Origin of the sequence: Cryobacterium sp. MLB-32 (assembly GCF_000738085.1) — a bacterium.
Classification (GTDB): Bacteria; Actinomycetota; Actinomycetes; order Actinomycetales; family Microbacteriaceae; genus Cryobacterium.
Genome location: NZ_JPRS01000278.1, coordinates 1 through 2,412, shown reverse-complemented (window position 1 = coordinate 2,412; position 2,412 = coordinate 1). Strand labels below are relative to the sequence as shown.

The following is a 2,412-nucleotide window of genomic DNA, read 5'->3' as shown; positions in this document are numbered from 1 at the left end:
GCTGCGGTATTCCACGACCCGGAACTGCGGCACTCCCGGTCGCTTTCTATTTCTCTTGCCAGCCGGGCAAAAAAATTGTTGGTGGAGAGGAAGCAGAACCATGAGTGAACTGGTGACGGTGTATAGCAAGCCAGCGTGTGTTCAATGCACGATGACCTACCGAGCCCTCGACAAAGCAGGCGTGACCTACACAGTTGTGGACGTGACCGAGAACGCCGCGGCCCTCGAGTATGTCTCTGAAGACCTCGGCTACAGCGCGGCACCCATCGTGGTCGTCGACGACCACAACCACTGGTCCGGCTTCAGACCCGACCGCATCGCCGCCCTGGCACAAAGCAGAGCCCTCGAGGGATAGATCCTTCACGAGTCCGCGCGCAGGATTCTGCGCCCCACAATCAGCGCCCCGGGCCGTCCTCTCTTCCGGCCGGGGGCGTTTCTGCACCCCGGCACCAGAACGGGCACGTGCAAGAACGTCGACGTCGGGCCAGAATGAGCGCATGGATCTGGACAGCGGGGGAGTGATGAGCCGAAAGGACTTCGAGGAGGCCCTGTCCCGCGCCGTGGCAGGGGAGCACCTCGCCGACACCGGAACGGACCCCCTCGACGTCGTGCTCCGGGACGTGGCGAACTCAGGGCCCGGCTCGGACGCACGCGACGACGCGATCGAGGTCGCCCGCCTCGTCTTCGCTCAACTCGACCCGGCGACCGACGACGGGATCCGCTGGAGTAAGCCGGCCTGCCCCTCCTGCGGTACCGAGATGAACGCCGAGATCCTGAGCACCAGTCACGGACTCAAGGGAAGCCAGCGCTGCCCTCACTGTGACCTCGTCCTTCTGATACCGGACCTGTTCACGACGTAACCCCGCAGCGACCCAGCCCCGCCGGGGCCTCGCTGCGCCACCGAGCGCCGGTGTCATTTTCCGTTCACGATTGCACAGGGTCCCGCGTGTTTTCGGGGTTGTGCAGGCGTGTGTTGAGCACTGGTTTTTCCGTTCACCTCTGCACTAAACTGGTTTTTGCTCACTACTCCTCTGCACAATAAGGAGGTGGCGGGGTGGACGCGGAATCGGTGCGCATTGCTGAGTCCGGCACGTTGACGATGCCGGATGCTTTGTGGGATCGCACGATGAGGGTGTCGGCGGTGATTGCACCGTTGGCGGCCCGAGCGATCGTGGGCCGGGCCGCAGTCGATGCGGCCGCATTATCGCTGGGGATATCGCGGCGCCAGGTCTACCTGCTGATCAAACGCCATCGAACGGGGTCGGGGTTGCTGACGGATTTGGCTCCCGGACGTTCCTCGCATGGGAAAGGTACGTGGCGGCTGACAGCCGAGGTTGAGGACGTTGTCCGTGAGGTGGTGCGGAAGCAGTTTCTGACCCGGCAGAAGCGAACCCAGGCGGCGGTATACCGCGACATCGCGGGCGCGTGCCGGATGCGACAGCTTCCAGTTCCAGCGCGGAACACGGTGACACGGCGGATCCGGGCGTTGAATCCGGTGGAGGTAGGCCGGCGTCGGGGAGGCCCTGACGCGGTGCGGTCGTTGCAGTCCGCCGGAGGAGACGTTCCCGTGATTGGCACCATTTTGGAGCAGGTGCAGATCGATCACACGGTCATCGACGTGATCGTCGTCGACGTGCGGGAACGACAACCGATCGGGCGCCCGTATCTGACCGTGGCGATCGATGTGTGCAGCCGCACGTTGGTGGGGATGGTCGTCACGTTGGAGGCTCCGTCGGCCGTTTCGGTGGGCTTGTGCTTGGCGCATGCTGCCACTGACAAGCGGCCGTGGCTGGAGAGTCTGGGAGTTGACGCACCGTGGCCGATGAGCGGGAAGCCACGCCAGTTGTATCTGGATAACGCGGCGGAGTTTAAGAGCGAGGCGCTGCGCCGTGGGTGCGAGCAGCACGGAATCGACCTGGCATACCGGCCGCCGGGCCGGCCGCACTACGGCGGAATCGTGGAGCGGGTGATTGGGACCGCGATGCAACAGGTCCACGAACTCCCGGGGACCACGTTCTCCAACCCGGTCGAGCGTGGCCGGTATGACTCAGACCGAATGGCGATGCTGACACTTGGCGAGTTAGAGAAATGGTTGGCCCTGGCCGTGGCCAGCTACCACGGCAGAATTCACAGCACCTTGGGGCAAACGCCCACCGGCCGGTGGGCCGAAGGAGTTGCCGCCACCGGGAGGCCGGCGGTGGTCTCGAACCCGACAGCGTTCCTGATCGACTTCCTCCCCGTTGTGCGGCGCACCCTGACGCGGACGGGATTCGTCATCGACCACGTCCACTACTTCGCCAACGCGTTGAAACCGTGGATCAGCCGACGCGACACGTTGGATCCGTTCCTGATCCGGCGGGACCCGCGGGACCTCAGTCGGATCTGGGTACTGGACCCTGACGGGCACCTCTA

The 2,412-nt window shown here is 64.5% G+C and carries 3 protein-coding genes; all 3 read left to right on the top strand.

Annotated features, from left to right (window positions below; translation table 11 throughout):
- The first annotated feature begins 100 nt into the window (after positions 1 to 100).
- Positions 101 to 355: a glutaredoxin-like protein NrdH gene (gene nrdH, locus JF66_RS17540; protein ID WP_035880045.1), complete on the top strand. Its 255-nt coding sequence runs from the start codon at positions 101 to 103 to the stop codon at positions 353 to 355.
- Between the two features lie 142 nt (positions 356 to 497).
- Positions 498 to 860: a hypothetical protein gene (locus JF66_RS17535; protein ID WP_035880043.1), complete on the top strand. Its 363-nt coding sequence runs from the start codon at positions 498 to 500 to the stop codon at positions 858 to 860.
- A gap of 194 nt (positions 861 to 1,054) precedes the next feature.
- Positions 1,055 to 2,412 (top strand): DDE-type integrase/transposase/recombinase (locus JF66_RS17530; protein ID WP_035880042.1); only part of this gene is annotated, 1,358 nt, incomplete at its 3' end.

Bases quoted from the DNA above. Each gene is read 5' to 3' on its own strand.
- nrdH (WP_035880045.1), top strand. From the start codon at position 101: ATGAGTGAACTGGTGACGGTGTATAGCAAGCCAGCGTGTGTTCAATGC.
- JF66_RS17535 (WP_035880043.1), top strand. From the start codon at position 498: ATGGATCTGGACAGCGGGGGAGTGATGAGCCGAAAGGACTTCGAGGAG.